18 protein-coding genes are annotated in these 18,891 nt (G+C 33.2%); 8 read left to right on the top strand and 10 right to left on the bottom strand.

Annotated elements, in window-relative coordinates; genetic code table 11:
* Nucleotides 1-32 precede the first annotated feature (32 nt).
* The gene (locus RB619_RS12665) at nucleotides 33-632 is read left to right on the top strand and encodes a hypothetical protein (RefSeq protein WP_308097961.1); all 600 of its coding nucleotides are present in this window, start codon (nucleotides 33-35) and stop codon (nucleotides 630-632) included.
* Between the two features lie 223 nt (nucleotides 633-855).
* Nucleotides 856-1,926 (top strand): glycosyltransferase, encoded by a 1,071-nt coding sequence (locus RB619_RS12660; protein ID WP_308097959.1) that lies wholly within the window; start codon nucleotides 856-858, stop codon nucleotides 1,924-1,926.
* A 2-nt stretch (nucleotides 1,927-1,928) separates the two neighbouring features.
* On the opposite strand, the gene RB619_RS12655 is transcribed toward RB619_RS12660, so the two are convergent.
* The 3 genes from RB619_RS12655 to RB619_RS12645 all read right to left on the bottom strand — a co-directional run bounded on the left by RB619_RS12655 (nucleotide 1,929) and on the right by RB619_RS12645 (nucleotide 5,376).
* Nucleotides 1,929-3,239, bottom strand: coding sequence for a porin (locus RB619_RS12655; RefSeq protein ID WP_308097957.1), 1,311 nt, complete (start codon nucleotides 3,237-3,239; stop codon nucleotides 1,929-1,931).
* Nucleotides 3,240-3,404: 165 nt separating this feature from the next.
* Nucleotides 3,405-4,484, bottom strand: a complete 1,080-nt coding sequence (locus RB619_RS12650) for an ATP-binding protein (protein ID WP_308097955.1) — start codon at nucleotides 4,482-4,484, stop codon at nucleotides 3,405-3,407.
* A gap of 208 nt (nucleotides 4,485-4,692) precedes the next feature.
* Nucleotides 4,693-5,376: a response regulator transcription factor gene (locus RB619_RS12645; RefSeq protein ID WP_308097953.1), complete on the bottom strand. Its 684-nt coding sequence runs from the start codon at nucleotides 5,374-5,376 to the stop codon at nucleotides 4,693-4,695.
* A gap of 233 nt (nucleotides 5,377-5,609) precedes the next feature.
* Between RB619_RS12645 and RB619_RS12640 the strand changes: the two genes are divergently transcribed.
* The 4 genes from RB619_RS12640 to RB619_RS12625 all read left to right on the top strand — a co-directional run bounded on the left by RB619_RS12640 (nucleotide 5,610) and on the right by RB619_RS12625 (nucleotide 11,370).
* Nucleotides 5,610-8,423, top strand: a complete 2,814-nt coding sequence (locus RB619_RS12640; protein WP_308097951.1) for a TonB-dependent receptor domain-containing protein — start codon at nucleotides 5,610-5,612, stop codon at nucleotides 8,421-8,423.
* A gap of 133 nt (nucleotides 8,424-8,556) precedes the next feature.
* Nucleotides 8,557-9,768 (top strand): hypothetical protein, encoded by a 1,212-nt coding sequence (locus RB619_RS12635; protein ID WP_308097950.1) that lies wholly within the window; start codon nucleotides 8,557-8,559, stop codon nucleotides 9,766-9,768.
* Between the two features lie 110 nt (nucleotides 9,769-9,878).
* The gene (locus RB619_RS12630; protein WP_308097948.1) at nucleotides 9,879-10,217 is read left to right on the top strand and encodes a T9SS type A sorting domain-containing protein; all 339 of its coding nucleotides are present in this window, start codon (nucleotides 9,879-9,881) and stop codon (nucleotides 10,215-10,217) included.
* A 172-nt stretch (nucleotides 10,218-10,389) separates the two neighbouring features.
* Nucleotides 10,390-11,370 (top strand): acyl transferase, encoded by a 981-nt coding sequence (locus RB619_RS12625; RefSeq protein WP_308098067.1) that lies wholly within the window; start codon nucleotides 10,390-10,392, stop codon nucleotides 11,368-11,370.
* Between the two features lie 49 nt (nucleotides 11,371-11,419).
* Here RB619_RS12625 and RB619_RS12620 read toward each other — a convergent pair whose 3' ends face one another.
* From RB619_RS12620 to tyrS, 4 genes are all read right to left on the bottom strand, one after another.
* A complete protein-coding gene (locus RB619_RS12620) occupies nucleotides 11,420-11,767 on the bottom strand; it encodes a hypothetical protein (protein ID WP_308097946.1) in 348 nt (115 codons plus the stop codon).
* A gap of 184 nt (nucleotides 11,768-11,951) precedes the next feature.
* Nucleotides 11,952-12,206 carry a type II toxin-antitoxin system RelE/ParE family toxin gene (locus tag RB619_RS12615; protein ID WP_308097944.1) on the bottom strand — a complete coding sequence of 85 codons (255 nt, stop codon included), beginning with the start codon at nucleotides 12,204-12,206 and terminating at the stop codon, nucleotides 11,952-11,954.
* Nucleotides 12,206-12,412, bottom strand: coding sequence for a hypothetical protein (locus RB619_RS12610; RefSeq protein WP_308097942.1), 207 nt, complete (start codon nucleotides 12,410-12,412; stop codon nucleotides 12,206-12,208). Before RB619_RS12610 ends, RB619_RS12615 begins: the two co-directional genes overlap by 1 nt.
* 30 nt (nucleotides 12,413-12,442) lie before the next feature.
* Nucleotides 12,443-13,738 (bottom strand): tyrosine--tRNA ligase, encoded by a 1,296-nt coding sequence (gene tyrS, locus RB619_RS12605; protein ID WP_308097940.1) that lies wholly within the window; start codon nucleotides 13,736-13,738, stop codon nucleotides 12,443-12,445.
* A gap of 192 nt (nucleotides 13,739-13,930) precedes the next feature.
* Here tyrS and RB619_RS12600 point away from each other — a divergent pair, with 192 nt between their 5' ends.
* Together RB619_RS12600 and RB619_RS12595 are read left to right on the top strand one after the other, a co-directional pair.
* Nucleotides 13,931-15,163: a hypothetical protein gene (locus tag RB619_RS12600; protein WP_308097938.1), complete on the top strand. Its 1,233-nt coding sequence runs from the start codon at nucleotides 13,931-13,933 to the stop codon at nucleotides 15,161-15,163.
* Between the two features lie 157 nt (nucleotides 15,164-15,320).
* Complete coding sequence (locus RB619_RS12595; protein ID WP_308097936.1) at nucleotides 15,321-16,322, top strand: NAD-dependent epimerase/dehydratase family protein; 1,002 nt, start codon at nucleotides 15,321-15,323, stop codon at nucleotides 16,320-16,322.
* Here RB619_RS12595 and RB619_RS12590 read toward each other — a convergent pair whose 3' ends face one another.
* Genes RB619_RS12590 through RB619_RS12580 form a run of 3 tightly spaced genes read right to left on the bottom strand, consistent with a single transcriptional unit; the run spans nucleotide 16,323 to nucleotide 18,877 of the window.
* Nucleotides 16,323-16,790 (bottom strand): DUF4296 domain-containing protein, encoded by a 468-nt coding sequence (locus RB619_RS12590; protein WP_308097934.1) that lies wholly within the window; start codon nucleotides 16,788-16,790, stop codon nucleotides 16,323-16,325. It lies immediately after the preceding gene.
* A gap of 9 nt (nucleotides 16,791-16,799) precedes the next feature.
* Nucleotides 16,800-18,140: a dihydroorotase gene (locus RB619_RS12585; RefSeq protein ID WP_308097932.1), complete on the bottom strand. Its 1,341-nt coding sequence runs from the start codon at nucleotides 18,138-18,140 to the stop codon at nucleotides 16,800-16,802.
* A gap of 11 nt (nucleotides 18,141-18,151) precedes the next feature.
* A complete protein-coding gene (locus RB619_RS12580; protein ID WP_308097929.1) occupies nucleotides 18,152-18,877 on the bottom strand; it encodes a polyprenol monophosphomannose synthase in 726 nt (241 codons plus the stop codon).
* Nucleotides 18,878-18,891: the final 14 nt, after the last annotated feature.

Below are 18,891 nucleotides of genomic sequence, written 5' to 3'. Positions count from 1 at the left end.
TAATTTTAATTGAAATTTAAACACGTAACCTTATGAAAAAATTATTATTACTTTGTTTTATAGTGGTTTTCACTTCTAACTTCTATGGTCAGGATGCCACAGTAAAAGCAACAAAGAGCCAAACTGAAGCGGCAGCAAAAAAAGCTAAAGCCGATGCAAAAAAAGAAGCTGATAAATCTAAAAAAGCAGCCGACAAATCTAAAAAAGCGGCAGATGATGCAACAGCATCGGCAACAAAAGCTAAAAAACAATCGGCTAGTGATGCTAAAAAAGCTGCTGACAAATCTAAAAAAGCAGCGGATGATGCGACCGCAGCTGCAACAAAAGCTAAAAAGGAATCTGCAAGCGATGCTAAAAAAGCAGCCGATAAACAATCTGCAAAAGCAAAAAGCGAAGCCGATAAAGCCAAAAAGACAGCAACAAAAGCTGACGCTGCAAGCAAAAGTGCAAAAGCTGAAGCTGACAAAGCTAAAAAATCAGCTACAAAGACTGTAAAAGAAACTAATGAAAAAGCGCCAAGAGTACCAGACAAAGTTACTGGAGAATACAACGGCAAAAAAGTGTATACCGGACCAAAAGGTGGTAAATACTATATTAACAAAAATGGAAATAAAACTTATATTCAGGACTAAGGTACTGAGGTGCTAAGGGACTAAGGTTCTAAGTTATTGAAATATGAGATTTAAAAAGCCGAACTTACGTTCGGCTTTTTATTTATCAAGTAAAAACCTCAGTACCTCAGAACCTTAGCCCCTTAGAACCTCAAAAAAAATATTCCGTTAATAATTTAGTAATATGTCCGAAATATCATCAAAAACATATTTCTTTATATTCGCTTTTAAAAAGCGTTAAACTATGAGCATTGACTATTCTGCGAACAAAACAATTTTAGTTGCTCCATTAAACTGGGGATTAGGCCATGCCACAAGATGTATCCCAATTATTAAAGCGCTTCAAGAGAATAATTTCATTCCGATTATTGCTTCTGATGGAGTTGCGCTTGCTTTATTGCGAAAAGAATTTCCGTACATACAAACTTTAGAACTTCCTTCTTATCATATTGAATATGCTAAAAATGGCAAAAATTTTAAATGGAAACTGATTAAGAATCTTCCAAAAATGATCACAGCTATTTTAGACGAGAAAAAAATCGTGAACAGCTGGATTAAAAAACACGGAATTGACGGTATTATTTCGGACAATCGCTTGGGCGTTTTTAGCAGAAAAATTCCATCTGTTTTTATGACACATCAATTGAATGTTATGACTGGAAATACAACTTGGTTTACCAGTAAATGTCATCAATATTTCATCAAAAAATATACAGAATGCTGGGTTCCAGATACGAACGAAAAAGTCAATTTGACTGGAGATTTAGGGCATTTGAAAACAAATGAACTAAACTTAAAATATATTGGGCCTTTGAGCAGAATGCGTCAAAAAGAAACGCCAAAACAATATGATTTAATGATTATTTTGTCTGGTCCTGAACCTCAACGCACTTATTTGGACGAAAAACTTCAAAAAGAAGCGGCAAATTTTAAGGGGAAAGTTGTTTTTATACAGGGTATTGTAGAGAAAGTGCAAAGCAAATGGCAGGCTGGAAATGTCACGTATTACAATTTTATGAATTCAAAACAACTGGAACAAACTTTTAATGAAAGTGAATTTGTTCTTTGCCGTTCTGGATATACGACTGTAATGGATTTGGCCAAATTGGGCAAAAAAGCTTTTTTTATTCCAACTCCGGGACAATATGAGCAAGAATATTTGGCGATAAAACTTCAGGAAGAAAATTTGGTACCCTACGCAATGCAAAACGACTTTACCATTGAAGATCTTTCAAAAGTAAAGTCGTTTAAAGGATTGTCCCAATTTAAAAATGATATTGACTGGGACGCTTTATTTTCTGTTTTTGAAGAATAACTTTAGAAGTTAAACTGCGCTTGTAATCTTAATAAATTACCTTCTTGCCTATTAATTGGGCGGGCGCTGTCTACATAACTTCTATCGGCGATCACATATTCTGCAGTTAATTCGAAGGCTTTGATTGGTTGCCATTCGATACCAAATTGATAATCTCTCACAACGTAGCTTCTAGCATCTTTTTCATATTTTTTACCTCCGTCATAATATTGAAACTGAGCGTAAGGATAAATATGTTGTTTTTTGATATCCCATTTATAATTCAGTAAAACATAACCGCCGTTCAAACTAGATTCATCAACAGTATTAGTTGCAGGATTATAACGAGGTCCTTTACCAATATTATATTCGGTTTGGATTCCGAAAGGTTTTGGATACAAAACAAAAGTCGCACCTATTCTTTCATCTTTCACGTATTTAGGATCATTAACTATAACTCCGGTAGAAATTTCGTCTGTAAAAGCCCATTTTCCATCATAAGCCTGAATTCCAGGTTCAATAATCTGGCTTCCAATTACGAAAGGATACGAAACTCTTGCTACAACATTCAAATCTCTGTTTGCATCAATTTTATTGGCAATTTGTCCGTTATAAACTCCAAAGGCAAATACACCAAAATCACCTGAACCTTTGTATCCATCCTTAACTAACATTTCAAAACGTTTTCTGATTTCGGCAGGCGCCCAATAAAAAATCATTCCTAAATCACGTTCATTTGCTATTGAACTGTTTATAGCATCCGCACGATCCAATGTCAAACGTTGTGAACTAGATTGCATGTTTATGAATCCGTATGGAATTTTACTTTGCCCTACACGAACTCTATATTCTCTCTTTTTATCAAAAGAAAGATCAAAATATAAATCACGAATTTGAACGAAATTTTGGATTCCAGTTACTGGTGAACTAGCAAAATCAGGCTGGAAATAGAAAAAGACATTTGGATGAACTTGGCCTGAGAACACTAAACGTGCACGGCGAATAAAAAGTCCGTTGTTTGCTTTTGCGTCTGGTGCGGTCGAAGTTGTTCCCCAAGATCTATCACATTGATCGCAAGTAATTTTATCATTGGTAGAAAACAAACCATTGTATCTAATTTGGGCATAACCTCTTAAAGAAATTTTATCGTACCAATGTTCTTCAACACCTCCTCCAGATTTAGTGTCTGGAAGTTTTGCCTTATTGATCGAATCTAAAATACGAAGTACTTCGTTTTTTACTTCTTGCTTGTTTACATTTTGCTGATTTACATCTTGAGCATTCATTGCTACTGTAAGCAAGATTGCAATCACAAGAACTATTTTTTTTATCATTTTGTTTTTACCCTTAGTTTCAGGATGCAAAGATGTATCACCTATGTTAACAAATCATTAACCAGATGTTACTATAATAAAAATTTAATGTTAGGTACCGAAGTCGAATGTTGATTTATTGTTAAAAGCCTTGTTTTACGGCTTTTAACAAAACCCAACTTACAATTATTTAACTTCAGATTTTATCGTTTTATTGGCTTTTTCGAGAGTAAAAGAGAATTCTGAACCAATTCCGAACTCACTTTCTACATAAACTTTCTCTTTATGCGCCTCAATAATATGTTTTACAATTGCTAATCCTAAACCAGAACCTCCTTCAGAACGAGTTCCGCTTTTGTCAACGCGGTAAAAACGTTCAAAAAGTCTCGAAATATTCTGTTTCTCAACTCCTTCTCCGTTATCACTGATTCGGATTAATACTTTTTTCTTAGTCAGATTTACAACACCAACTTCAGTCAAACCGCCTTCTTTTCCGTATTTAATAGAATTGACAATCAAGTTTTCTAAAACTTGCTGAATTCTGTCTTGATCTCCGCGAATAATAACCGACTGGACGTTTTTGCTCTCAAAAGCCAATTTGATTTTCTTTTTATCGGCTTTCATTTCTAATAAATCAAAGACATTCTGAATCAATTCCACGATATCAAAATCGGTCATATTTAAATCTAAATCACCCGATTCTAATTTGGTAATCATATCTAAATCTTCGACTATATATATAAGACGCTCTACACCTTTTTCGGCACGTTTTAAATATTTTTTTCGAATGTTTTTATCGTCCATTGCACCATCAAGCAAAGTCGAAACATATCCTTGAACGGTAAATAAAGGTGTTTTAAGTTCGTGCGAAACATTTCCAAGAAACTCTCTTCTATATTGTTCACGAATTTCAAGCATTTCGATTTCAAGCTTTTTATCAGTCGCAAACTTTTTCACTTCTCGTGAAAGCGTTTCCATATCCGTTGTGATCGGCTGATTGATCAGCGGCGTCGATTCTAGAAGCGAAACCTCATCGTAAATCTTTTTTACTCTTCTGTAAATGAATCGTTCAACACGATATTGAAGCACTAAAAAAGAGAAAATATAAATTGAAATTATAAATATTATTCCAAAAGCAATTTGATGTTTTAATTGATTTTTATAAAATAAAGACATCAGCATCAGCACAAATCCTGTTGAAAACAGACTTATATACAATGCCGATTTAATCGCAAATTTGTATGTTTTTTTAAAATTGATTTTCATTGAAAATTTTGAACCATTAAAATATTATTTTTTTCCACCATGTAAGTTATATAAGTTCATTTAAAAATAAAACTTAATCGCATGGATTTACATAAGAACTTAAAAAAGAAATCTTTGTCAAAGTTCGAAACTTTGACAAAGATAAATTTTGATTGATATATATTAGGTTACAATTTAAATGAACTTATATAACTTATATGGTTCAAATTTACACTTCAAATTTATAACCAACACCTTTTATGGTTTTAAAAAGGTCTTCGCCTATTTTCTCACGAAGTTTTCTGATGTGAACGTCGATTGTTCTTCCTCCTACTACAACTTCATTTCCCCAAACTTTATCAAGGATTTCATCTCTTTTAAAAACTTTTCCTGGTTTAGAAGCTAATAGGTAAAACAATTCGAATTCTTTTCTTGGCAAAGCGATTTCAAGGTTGCCTTTTATGATCTTGTATTCTTCGCGGTTGATCTCAATTCCGCCAACATTTAGAGTATCTGTAACGACTTCTTGTTCTTTTAACCTTCTTAACAACGCCTTTACTTTGCTTACCAATAATTTTGGTTTTATTGGCTTTGTAATATAGTCATCAGCACCTGCGTCAAAACCAGCTACTTGCGAATAGTCCTCGCTTCTTGCGGTTAAGAATGTTATGATAACATTATTTAATTCTGGAATTTTTCTGATGTGTTCACAAGCTTCCATCCCGTCCATTTCGGCCATCATTACATCCATAATGATTAATTCTGGTAATTCTTTTTGAGCCTTTGCTATAGCTTCTTTTCCATTAGAAGCAGTTACAATTTGATAGCCTTCTTGAGCAAGGTTATAGCCAACGATTTCTAAGATATCTGGTTCATCGTCAACTAATAAAATCTTGGTTTGTGTTTTTTTCATAAATAGCAAAAATTGAGATTTTTACATCAAATTCTCTTTAATATATATTCGATGTTTTTTATTTCACAGCGTAAATATAGTAATAAAACAACCGTTAAAAATTGCGGTTAACGGTAATTTAATTTGGTAACAATTTGATAATCTTGACAACACAAAAACATAACAAGTCCCTAACATGAACTTTACAATGCGGTTCTTTCTTTGCACAAAAATAAATTAAACACAACACTGAAATGAAATTCAATTTAAAATTTCTATTAATCACATTATTTATCTGTTCGATTTCGATCGCGCAAAACAAAGGTACGATTTCTGGTGTATTAACCGACAAAGAAACTAATAATGAAGTACTTCCTTTTGCAAATGTTTTAATAAAAGGAACAAACATTAGTGCCAACACTGACATTGACGGAAAATATTCGTTAAGTGTAAATCCAGGAAATTATACTATTATTTTTAGTTTCGTAGGATATGAATCTGTAGAAAAACCAGTAACTGTAAAAGCAGGAGAAACAATCACTGTTAACCAAGTACTGTCATCAGGAAGCTATACTCTTAAAGATGTTGTTGTAAAATCGACAGCAAGTAAAGAAAAAGAAACTGCTTTATTATTAGACCAAAAAAATGCTGTTGTAATCAAACAAAGTATTGGTGCACAGGAAATGTCTAGAAAAGGTGTAAGTGATGTTGAAGAAGGTTTGACAAAAATCACCGGAATCACTAAAGTAGACGGAAGAGGTTTATTTGTAAGAGGTTTAGAGGATCGCTACAACAGTCTTTTGCTTAACGACTTGGCAGTTCCATCAAACAATCCTTTTAAGAAAATCATCCCTTTAGATATTTTTCCAACGGATATCGTAAGTGTTTTAGAAACATACAAAACGTTCAACACTAACTTATACGGTGATTTTGCTGGAGCTACTTTTAACATTGTAACAACTGCTACAGGAAAAAGTCAAACGAAAATTAATTTTGGAGCTGGTTATACTATTAACAACAATCTAAGCAAATTCCTTATTTCTCAAGATGCAACTTCAACAGCTGATTTTTTCGGGTTTTCAGGTAACGAAAGAGATTTGCCATCTGCATTAACTAAAGTTCCTAGCAACCAAACATTAACTGCTGACCAAGCTGCAAACGGATTTGGTTCAGGGTTCGATGTAAAAAGTGACAAAGCTCCTTTGAATACAAGTTTTGGAATTACACATTCAGAAAAATTCAATGTAGGAAAAAAACAAAACACATTTCAATATCTATTATCACTTAACTATGATAATAAATATCAAATTAGAAGTGGAGCTGATAGAATTTTTAATACTGCACAAGGAAACTATGACAATGACTTAGTTACAACACAGTATAAATTTATCACAAACTCATCTGCATTAGTAGGTTTGACTTACAAAACAAACAGACTTTCTCTTACATCAAACACGATTTATCTAAAATCGACTGAAAATATGATCCAAGATCAGTTGGGTTATACAAATTCTAATGCTGCTCAAACAAATGGTTTTATTAGAATGAATCAGTTGTCAGAGTCTACCCTTTTTAACACGCAATTGTTTGGTAATTATAAATTAACTGAGGATGAAAGACATATAGTAAAAGGAGGTATCTCATACTCAACAACACAATATGAACTCCCTGACAGAAAATCTTTCAAGGGTGTTAAAATGGACGAAAACACAACTTCGATATCTTATACTGGTAACAGTATAACTAGACAATATCTTGATTTTCAAGGTGACCAACACATCTCTGGTTTACTAGAATACAACTGGAAATTTGGAAATGAAGATCTAAGCAAAGCGAACAAGTTTACGGCAGGATATAGCGGTTACATGAACAAAATGGGATCTGAATTCAGATTTCTGGTATCACAATATCTAAACTCAAATAGTGTTACTTTCCCAACTAATACTCCTGATGCTACTTTAAAAAACGAAATTTTAAATAATAATTTCACTTATAGAGAAGGAACAAACTCAACTTACAAAGCAATGTTAGAAGAGTTCATTAACGCTGGATATGTAGATTTAGCTTGGAAATTCTCTGATAAATTTGAAGTAAATGGAGGAGTGAGAGTTGAACAAACTAATAGAGAAACAAAATACAAGCCAACAGGAAGTTTTGAAGATCCGTATCAAAAAATAACTACTGATAAAACGGATATCTTGCCATCGTTAAACACGAAATATATTCTGAACGAGAAATCAAACTTAAGATTTGCAGCTTCAAAAACAATTACAAGACCTGTAATTATGGAATCTTATCCCCTTGAGTTCGTAAATCCAGACGGTACAATAGAAAGAGGTAATGAATTCTTGAAGAATAGCGCTAATTACAACTTTGATTTGAAATACGAATTGTTCCCAACTAACAAAGAATTAGTTTCTGCTACAATTTTCACTAAAATGATCGATAACCCTATCGAAAGATTATTTACAAACTCAGCAGGAAGTGGAGGACAAATTATAACATACGGCAATTCTAATAAAGCTGTATTATATGGTGCTGAATTCGAATTCTTATTCCAATTAGAAAGAATTTCAAAATCATTATCTAATTTCTCAGTAGGTGCTAATGCAGCATTAATGGATACAAAAGTAACTATCGAAAAAACTTTTGAAAATGGAGTTAACAATCCTGAAACTATTGCAGTTGATGATAATCCAACTCGAAAACTACAAGGTGCTTCACCTTGGATCGTAAATGCTGACCTTAGATACGATGCTGAGTTTAGTGAAAAATGGAAAAGCTCTATGAATATGGTTTACAATATCTACAGCAAACGAATCTATGCAGTAGGTACAAATGGATTAGATAATTATTATGAAATGCCGTTTGGTAAGCTTGATTTTATCTGGCAAAACAAAATTTCAGACAAGTTTGATGTTAAACTTTCTGTAGACAACATATTAAACCCAGCTTATAAAATAGAAATGGGTGATAAAAGCAGAATTCCAATAACAGAAAGCGATTTAACAGTAAGAGAATACAAAAAAGGAGTTGGCTTCTCTATGAATGTATCTTATACATTTTAATAGCACTTAACAATTACAAAACACAACCTTAAATAACGAGTAATAATTTGATAACATTCTCTTAAATAGATAATAGAGAGACTCAGATTACATTTGTTGAAGATTGAAATAAATAAAATAACACACATAAATTATGAAAAAATTAGTATTCTGCTTAGCAGTTTTAGGAAGTATCTTTACAGGATGTTCTAGTAGTGACGATGAAACACCAGTAAAACAACCAGTAACGGGAGAAATATCTTCGAATATTACAGCAAATACAACTTATGCTTACGGTAACTATACCTTAAAAGGAATGATCAAAGTTAGCAGTGGTGTAACTGTTACTTTTGAGCCAGGTTGTAAAATTACTTGTGACAAGTCTACAGGAGAAAATGGTCTTATTATATTAAATGGAGGAAAAATAATTGCTAACGGTACAGCAGATTTACCAATTGTTTTTACTGAAAAATCAAAAGTAGGAGGTTCTTGGGCTGGTATCATCATGTACGGAGATGCTCCAATCGTAAATTCAGCAACTGCTCCTGCTCCACAAACAGCAGTTTCAGAAGATGGTTTAAACTTAACTTACGGAGGTTCAAATGTAGCTCACAATGGAGGTTCATTGAAATATGTAAGAGTTGAATATGCTGGACAAGTAATTACAACTAACAGTAAAGAAAATAACGGATTCTCATTCTACTCTGTTGGAACTGGAACTACATTAGATCACTTAGTTGCCTACAAAGGTAATGATGACGGTTTTGAATTTTACGGAGGAACAGCAAGTTTGACAAATTCAATCTCTTATGGTAATAGTGATGACTCTTTTGACTGGCAAGATGGATGGAGAGGTCAAGACAATACAAACTGGTATGCATACCAAACAGGTGTTGCTAACTATGGTATTGAAGTAGAATCTAAAAGTGTTGACAATGCATTCTGGCCAAAAGTTACTAACATCACGCTAAGAAGAGCTGCTGGTACAACTACAGAAGCACAAAGCGAAATTCAATTGGATGCTATCCAATTCAAAAAAGAAGGAAATGGTGATTACAGCAACATCATAATTGATGGTTACGCTAGCCAAACTACTCCAACTGCTTACAATGGTGGTGCAATTCAGATCTTAGACAAAGCTACTTATGATCACCAAGTTGCTGGAGGAAAAATCAAATTAAACAACGTGAAAATCACTAACACTCCTATTACTTTCATTTCAGGTGTTCCTGCTTCATTTACAGTAACTGCTGCTAGTTTTGTACCTGCATCAAACTGGACAACTGGCACTACTGCTACAGGAGCTGCTCTAACTGGTGGTGCATGGGCTACTGTTGATGGTTTAAACCTTTTAGAAAAACTATAATTTTTCTATCAAATATAAAATTTGTTAAAAACATCCTAAATATTTAGGATGTTTTTTTTTGGCGTAATTTTTGTAATTTTTTTTGTATATTTACGTATCAAATAAACGCGATGGCAAAAAACTACTTTTATATTACATTCTTATTGGCTTTTTTCTTTACTGTAAGTGTCTCAGCACAAGACAGTAAACAATTACCAAAAACTCAAGAGTCAACTACTATTGAGGGACTAAGCTTGTACCCTAACCCAGTGACTAACGGGAAAGTATATATTTCATCTAAAAATGATTTAGAGAAAGAAATTATCGTTTTTGATCTCCTTGGAAAGAAAGTGCTTCAAACGCATATCACGTCAAAAGAGTTAAACGTTTCAGATTTAGTTCCCGGCGTTTATATCATCAAAATAAGTGAAGAAAATGCATCAGCAACCCGAAAGCTCATTATTCGGTAAAATATAGAGAAAAGCTCCTTTTGGAGCTTTTTTTAATTTACAGTGTTCAGTTTTTTAGTGTTCAGTCTCGTTATCATCCATATAAACTTTGGCAAAAACCAAATACTGAAACTGAACACTAAAAAACTGAACACTGAACACTAAAAAATAAATATCTTTGCAAAAAAAAGTTTTGATCACAGCCAGCGATATATTTACCATTTCGAGTCAGAAACAATTTGAAAAAATAGCATTAAAAGCGTTTCGTTTTCAGCACGAAAACAATAAAGTATATCGTGATTTTTGTGATTTTCTAAAAGTGAATCCGCAAGAGGTAAAATCACTGAAACAGATTCCATTTTTACCTATTCAGTTTTTCAAATCTCACGAAGTTATTTCAAACACTGATTTCCCTCAAGTTACTTTTACCAGCAGTGGCACAACCGGAATGGTTACAAGCCGACATTTAGTTACTGATGTTTCGCTTTATGAAGAAAGTTATCGTCAAGGATTTTCGCAGTTTTATGGAAATATCGAAGATTATGTTGTTTTAGCCCTTTTGCCGTCTTATTTAGAACGTGACGGCTCTTCGTTGATTTATATGGTCGAAGATCTAATAAAGCTCTCCAATCAGCCTGAAAGCGGATTTTATTTACACAATCATGAGGACTTAATTAAAAAACTTACTGAACTTGATGAATCAGGTCAAAATGTGATTTTAATTGGCGTCACTTATGCTTTATTAGATTTGATTGAAAAACATCAATTCCAGCTTCAAAATACCATTATAATGGAAACTGGAGGAATGAAAGGAAAACGAAAAGAAATGATTCGTGAAGAACTTCATGAATTGCTCTGCAAAGGTTTTGGCGTTGCATCCATTCATTCAGAATATGGAATGACTGAGCTTTTGGCGCAAGCCTATTCACTGGGAGACGGCATTTTTGAATGTCCTTCATGGATGAACATTTTAGTGCGCGATCCAGAAGATGCCCTAACTTATGTAAACGATGGAAAAACAGGTGGCATCAATGTTATTGATTTAGCTAATATCAATTCTTGCTCTTTTATTGCAACGCAAGATTTAGGCAAAAAATATCCCAACAACTCTTTTGAGGTATTGGGACGTTTTGATAATTCTGATATTCGTGGATGTAATTTAATGGTTCTTTAAAACCGGTTAATCGTTTATTTGTTTAATCGGGATAAATCTAAAGCTCCAATTACCCTTGATTTTCATTATTTATTCCAATATTATCTATACTGTCTTCTTTTAATAACTCTCTTTCTTTTTCTCCTTTATATTCTAAAAGTCTGTAAATTCCGTAACAAGATAAACCGCCGCAAAGCATAAAGAACAAATTCCACCCTACATTTAAAGCGTTTTCATCTACAGCACCTGGATCACCAAGAAGGGCTAAACAAATTCCTAAAATAAATCCAGAAATAATTGTCCCTCCGTAATAAGACCCAATCCCAATAAAAAAATAGAGCCATTTATTTTTGCCATATTCTTCGGCTAAATCGGCAAATGCTTTCCAAATCCAGTAAATAAATAAAATTCCAATCATAGGTTTGTTGTTTTAGTTAGGTAATAAACTTACTAAAAAAACATTCGATTTTATTTGCTCTCAAAATAAAAAAATCCCAACAACTCTTTCAAGCTATTGGGACGTTTTGATATATTGTTGTTTAATCGTTGATTTGTTGAAATCGTTAAATCGGCATCAAACTCGATTAAACAATTAAACCTATCTATTCATAAATATCTTTTCGATGTCCTAAATCAATAACATCTATCAAAAGAACATCATCAAATATTTCATAAATTACTCTATAATCTCCTACTCTAATTCTATAACCAGGTCGGCCTTTTAGTTTTTTATACCCTTTGGGTCTAGGATTTTCAGCTAAATCATAAATATGCTTTTTAATAGCTGAGTAATAAGGCTCATTGATTTTAATTAAAACTTTTAAAACCTTATTCCTAAATTCAATATTATAGATCATTATTTCGCTAGTTTTCGCTTTTCTTCAATAATTTTGAAAGCGTCATCTATAGAAATTCTAAAACCATCATCATTTCTCTTAGCTTCATCATACAATTTTACATCTTCTAAATCCTCTAATTTTTCCAGAAGCTTATTGTACTGCTTTATTGGCAATAAAACCGCGGTTCTATTTCCTTTATCATCTGTTATAAATTGTGTTTTCATGATCTAAATTGTATTCAAGTAAAGTTATGATTATTTTACTCTAATCACAAAATAATTTTTCTTTCCGCTTTGTAATAATACAAACTGATTATTGATCAAATCATTTGCAGTCAAAACAAAATCTTCTTTGATTTTCTCTCTGTTTACAGAAATTGAATTTGCTGTCAAAGCTCTTCTCGCTTCTCCGTTAGATTTGAAGAAACCAGTTTTTTCGTTTAAAACAGAAATTATATCCAAACCGTTTTCTAAATCTGCTTTTGCGATTTCTGCTTGTGGAACTCCGTCAAAAACCTCTAAAAAAGTCGCTTCGTCTAATTTTTTTAAATCCTCAGAAGTTGAGTTTCCAAATAAAATATTCGAAGCCTGAATTGCTTTTTCTAATTCTTCTTTACTGTGAACAAAAATGGTAATTTCTTCAGCTAATTTCTTTTGAAGAATTCTTAAATGCGCTGCTGCTTGGTGCTCTGCAATTAATCCGTCGATTGTTTCTCTATCTAAAAAAGTAAAGATTTTGATATATTTCTCTGCATCTGCATCTGTAGCATTTACCCAAAACTGGTAAAATTTGTAAACAGAAGTTTTATCAGCATCCAACCAAACATTTCCTCCTTCAGATTTCCCGAATTTAGATCCGTCTGCTTTTGTGATCAATGGCGTAGTCAAAGCAAAAGCTTTTGCATTTTCTCCGCCCATTCTGCGTACTAATTCTGTACCCGTGGTGATATTTCCCCATTGGTCAGAACCTCCCATTTGCAAAAGGCAGTTATTGTTTTTATATAAATGATAAAAATCGTATCCCTGAATTAATTGGTACGTGAACTCCGTAAAAGACATTCCTTCACCTTCTCCGCTCAATCTTTTCTTCACAGAGTCTTTCGCCATCATGTAATTTACTGTGATACGTTTTCCAACTTCACGAGCAAAATCAATAAACGAAAACTCTTTCATCCAGTCATAGTTGTTTACCATAATTGGAGAATTTGCTTCTTTTGAATTAAAGTCTAAGAAACGAGACAGAACACTTTTAATTCCGGCAACATTTTTAGCTAAAGTTTCTTCGTTCAACAGATTTCTTTCGTCAGATTTTCCAGAAGGATCACCAATCATTCCGGTCGCGCCGCCCACAAGAGCAATTGGCTGATGACCAAAATTCTTTAAATGAACCAATAAAATAATCTGAACCATACTGCCTATATGCAGTGAATCTGCCGTTGGATCAAAACCAATATAAGCCGATGTCACCTCTTTTAGCAATTGTTCTTCCGTTCCTGGCATGCTATCATGGTACAAACCGCGCCACTTTAATTCTTCAACTAGATTCTTCATTTTTAATAATATTTTGCGCAAATATAATCAATGGCATTGGCAATATCAAAAAGCAACACTAAATCAGATACAATAAAAAGCAAAGAAAACTCGAACCTTAGAAATTTTTAACCTCAAAAAAAAGAAAAATGTGGAAACCCGTAAAAAAACACAATCTATTTTATCTATTTTCGGCAACCAAACCCCCCTTTTATGAAAAAATATTTACTATTAACATTATTTCTTTGTTTCTCGGCAGTTAATGCTCAAATCTCTTTCGAGAAAGGTTACTTTATTTCAAACAATGGAACAAAAACAGAATGTTTCATTAAAAATATTGACTGGTACAACAACCCTGTCGACTTCAAATACAAAATTTCAATAGACGACACTGATATTAAAACAGAAACTCTTGCAACTGTAAAAGAATTTGGCGTTGAAAACGGCGCAACATTTAAAAAAGCAACTGTAAAAATTGACATGTCAGACAATCGATTAGAGAACATCTCAACTACAAAAAACCCTGAATGGAAAGAGGAAACTGTCTTTTTAAAAGTATTAGTGCAAGGAAAAGCAAATTTATACTATTATCTTACCAAAGACATGACAAGATTTTTTTATGAGACAGCTAATGTACCGACAGAGCAGCTTGTTTTTAAAGAATATCTTGCCGTTGATAATAAAACTGGAGCCAGAACAACAGAAGAAAACAATTATTTCAAGCAACAGTTATTCAACAACGTAAAAAACGAAAATACCAGCGAAAGTGAAATAAAAAGGCTTACATACAAAACAGAACCGCTAGTTAAGTATTTTTTAAAGTACAACAACGCTGATGCCGCTACGATTGAAAAAACTATAAACACAAAAGACAAAGGATTTTTTGCCCTAAAAGTAGCAGCTGGAGCGAGTTTAACTTCTCTAACAGTGGATGGAGCAGAAAGTGCTGGATTTCAAAATGCAAAGTACGAAACCAAAGTACAACCAACTGTTGGTATTGAAGGAGAATATATTTTCCCTTTCAACAAAAACAAATGGGGAGTATTTCTAGGATTGTATTATCAAAAATATGAAGACAGTCAAGAATATGGTGTTTTATATAGTATTAACGACGCCAAACATATTGAACATCCTTCTACAGTAAAATACTCAGGTTTTAGCCTTCCTATAGGTGTGCGTCATTATTTCTTTTTAAACCAAAATTCAAAAATCTTCGTAAACGCAGCTTATGTTGCTACTCTTGGTGGAAAATTTACTTATGAATCTCAACATATAAATTTAGACGGAAAAGCGCAAGGCAACTTTGCTTTTGGTCTTGGCTACAATTATAAAAAAATAAGTACCGAAATCAGATACAACACATCTAAAAACCTATTAAACAACTACATGCCATATTCTACAAATTTCAGCAATGTAGATTTACTTGTGTCATATATTGTTTTCTAAATAATTTTATTATATCGAAAATGCTTTCAGAATATTTAAAACAATATTTTGAAAGCATTTTTTATTTCCATTCAAACTTCAAATAAAACCAAAAAACCTTTGCAACTTTGTCCCTCTGTCACTTTGCACCTTCCAACCAAAAACTTATATTTACAAAATGGTATTAGTAACTGGAGGAACAGGTTTAGTAGGCTCACATTTATTACTTCATTTAATTGAAAATGGAGAAAATGTTCGGGCAATTTACCGCAGTCAAAACAACATTGAAAAAACAAAATCGGTTTTTGAGCTTTATCAAAAAGATGATTTATTTAATAAAATAGAATGGCTTGAGGCCGATATTTTAGATGTTCCTTCCCTAGAAATTGCTTTCGACAACATTGACTATGTTTACCATTGCGCGGCATTAATTTCTTTTGATCCTAAAGATGAAGACGCACTACGAAAAACAAATATTGAAGGAACAGCCAATATGGTCAACTTTTCGATTGCGCGCAGCATAAAAAAATTCTGTTTTGTAAGCTCCATTGCAGCGTTAGGCGATTTAGCCGCACACGAAACCTATATCACTGAAGAAACCGACTGGAATCCTGAAAAACCTCATAGCGATTATGCCATTTCTAAATATGGTGCCGAAATGGAAGTTTGGCGCGCCGTTCAGGAAGGCTTGGATATTGTAATTGTAAATCCAGGCGTAATTTTAGGACCAATTCCGAAAACAAAAAGTATTCAGCAAGGAAGCGCCGAATTATATGTAAAAGTCGCAAACGGACTCCCGTTTTACACACTCGGAAGCACCGGTTTTATTACTGTTGATGATGTTGTAAAAATCGCATTTCAATTAATGAAAAGTGATATCAAAAACGAACGTTTTACTTTAATTGCAGAAAATGTAGTTTTTAAAGATATTCTAGATACCATTGCAACAGTTTTAAAAGTCAAAAAGCCAAGCATTCATGCAAAACCGTTTTTTATGAATTTTCTTTGGATGGCCGATGCTGTTTTTTCGACTCTATTCTTTCAAAAAAGACGCTTGACTAAAGCAACAGCAAAATCATCTTATTCGAAAGATTTGTATTCTAATGAAAAAATAAAAACCGCTCTAGGAACGGTTTTTCAAGATGTACATGAGTACATTATAAATATTGCAAAACGCTAATTATTGGTCTAAAAGTTTTTGTCTGCTCTGCGGACTAGCGCTAGCAGGATTAGAGGAACTTTTTATTGAATCTTTAGTTTCAGCTACTTTCTTTTTAGCCGCTTTTGCCGCCTTTTTATCATCTATCTTAACTAGTGAATCTGTAGCTCTCTGTTGCACCGCCAATCTTTTGCCCAATTCATCAAACATATCTTTATACGTTTCATAATCTGCAGCATAATAAATATTGCTTTGCGCAAATTGAAGGCTATCTACTTTATATTTTTTATAAATAAACTTCTTCGGATCTGATTCAACCGAGTCTAAAGACAGCGGATTTTGATATTTCATTGCTTCCAAAATAGAAAGATCATACATAATATCAATCATTTTTCCTCTTTCAATAAGTCCTTTTGGCTCTTTTACAAGTTCCTTTTTACAGCTTACAGAAAGAAACAAAACCAATATTATAAATACAAAATTCTTCATTTCAGCTTTTTATCTATCAAACAATAATCTTTTTCCGGCGCGTATATCTTTAACTTTGAAATTGTTGTAAACCATTTCTCCGTTCACAAAAGTGTGTGTAATTCTCGATTTAAAAGCCATATTTTCAAAAGGAGACCAACCGCATTTGTATAAAATATTATCAGAGTTTACGCTCCAAGGCAAACTTGGATTTACAATTACTAAATCGGCATAATAACCTTCCTTAATAAAACCTCTTTTTTCGATTTTGAAAATTTTAGCTGGATTGTGGCACATTTTCTCCACAATTTTCTCCACGCTAATTTTCCCTTGATGATGCGCTTCAAACATTGCCACAACCGCATGCTGTACAAGCGGACCTCCAGAAGGCGCTTTCAAATACGATTGCTGCTTTTCTTCTTTTGTATGTGGCGCATGATCTGTTGCAATAACATCAATTCGTCCGTCATTCAAAGCTTTCCAAAGTTCAGCACGATCTTCAGCCGTTTTAACAGCTGGATTCCATTTTATGAAATTCCCTTTTGTTTTATAATCTTCATCTGTAAACCAAAGGTGGTGAACACAAACCTCAGCAGTAATTTTTTTATCTTCTAACGGAATTTTATTGGTAAATAATTCCATTTCTTTTGCCGTTGAAAGGTGAAAAATATGCAATCTTGCCCCAGTTCTTTTCGCTAAAGCCACAGCTTTTGAAGACGAAATATAACAAGCTTCGGCGCTACGTATTAAGTGATGCGCCGTCACTGGAACATCTTCACCATATTCTTCTTTAAATTTCGCAAGATTATTTTGAATTGTAGTTTCATCTTCGCAATGAACTGCAATTAACATTGGCGTACTTGAAAAAATCTTCTCTAAAGTCTCTTCTCTGTCAACCAACATATTTCCAGTAGACGAACCTAGGAAAATCTTAATTCCGGCAACATTTTTTGGATTTGTTTTTAAAACTTCTTCCAAATTATCGTTTGTCGCTCCCATCATAAACGAATAATTCGCATATGATTTTTGAGAAGCAATTTGATATTTTTCTTCTAATATTTCTTGCGTAACTGCATTCGGAACTGTATTTGGCTGTTCAATAAAAGAGGTAATTCCTCCCGCAACAGCCGCTCTCGATTCTGATTCTATATCGCCCTTGTGCGTTAAACCCGGTTCTCTAAAATGCACTTGATCATCAATTGCGCCCGGAATTAAATAATTTCCTTCGGCATCGATCACTTTGCAGTCAGAAGTTTTTAGGCTGATGCTGTCTGAAACTTCAACAATTAAGTCATTTTCAATCAAAACATCACCTTCAAAAATTGACCCTTCGTTTACAATTTTAGCATTTTTAATTAAAATCCTGTTCATTGCCTTTTTGTTTATAATGTATTGAATAATTTTTTTAATCGAAGAGAAATTACACCAAGAATAGCTTCTTTGATAATAGCATTGCTCATTTTAGAAACTCCTTTAGTTCGGTCCGTAAAAATAATCGGCACTTCCGTTATCTCAAATTTACCACAATAAGTTCGATATTTCATTTCAATTTGAAAAGCATATCCAACAAATTTGATTTTATTCAGATTTATTTTCTCTAAAACCTCTCTTTTATAACAAACAAAACCTGCCGTCGCATCGTGAATTTTCATTCCGGTAATGAATTTCACATAAACTGATGCAAAATACGACATCAACACACGGCTTAAAGGCCAGTTTACAACGTTTACACCTTTTACATAACGTGAACCAATTGCTAAATCGGCACCTCCAAAATGACACGCGTCATATAATTTTTCAAGATCATTAGGATTGTGTGAAAAATCGGCATCCATTTCAAAAATAAAATCATACTGACGTTCCAAGGCCCATTTAAAACCATGAACATAAGCAGTTCCTAAACCTGATTTTTTTGCTCTTTTTTCCAAAAACAATCTTCCAGGATATTCTTCCTGCAAAGCAATCACTTTATTTGCGGTATGATCTGGGGAATTATCATCAATAATTAAAAGATGAAAAGACTTGTGTTGCGAAAGAACAGCTCTCACTATACTTTCAATGTTTTCAATTTCGTTGTAAGTAGGAATTATGACAATACTATCACTCATTTTTTTCTCGGTAA

The sequence above is a fragment of the Flavobacterium sp. LHD-80 genome (assembly GCF_030929605.1).
GTDB lineage: Bacteria > Bacteroidota > Bacteroidia > Flavobacteriales > Flavobacteriaceae > Flavobacterium.
Note: the sequence above shows the minus strand (reverse complement) of the source record. Positions and strands in the feature narration are given on the sequence as shown.